At 33.2% G+C, this 518-nt stretch carries 1 protein-coding gene; it reads right to left on the reverse strand.

The window, feature by feature from the left end; all coding sequences use genetic code 11:
• Positions 1-518, reverse strand: a 518-nt coding sequence (locus PSI17_RS17305) for a hypothetical protein (RefSeq protein ID WP_273553129.1), incomplete at both ends; no start/stop codon positions are given.

Here is a 518-nt window from a genome sequence, read left to right on the forward strand (position 1 = left end):
ACATCAATAGGAGGGGTTGCATGGCTAGTGTATATTTTGACTTTGTTGTAAACCCTGCCGTTAGATGAGTCGTTACCAACGTACTTTACTGTAATTGGATAAGATTTTCTTACTTCACCTTCTATAGAAGAAATAAGATAATAAAACTCAACTCGTTCGTTAACTGGTAACTCATTGTATGATAATTTAAAAACTCTATTTGGCAATTCATTAACACTATTAACTTTATATATAGGTTCAAGTAATGTTATTTTATTATGCACTCCACTTTTTATAAAAAACAGAATTCCATCTGTAGCATAAGCAGGTTGATAGGAAGGAATTTGAACATGAAAATATTTCGAAAAAGAGGTCAAATCTTGTTTAATTATGTTGCCTTCGCCCATTTCCTGTATCGTTGGGCTACCAAGTTCGAATGGGCTTTTATGAGGAGAATTAACAATATATAGAGTATAAGCTTGAGTAAATCCAGTAACGTTAAGTATTGCCGTCGTCAAATCAAGCCTAGCTTGTGTATG

It is taken from the genome of Xenorhabdus sp. IM139775, from assembly GCF_028598745.1.
Classification (GTDB): Bacteria; Pseudomonadota; Gammaproteobacteria; order Enterobacterales; family Enterobacteriaceae; genus Xenorhabdus.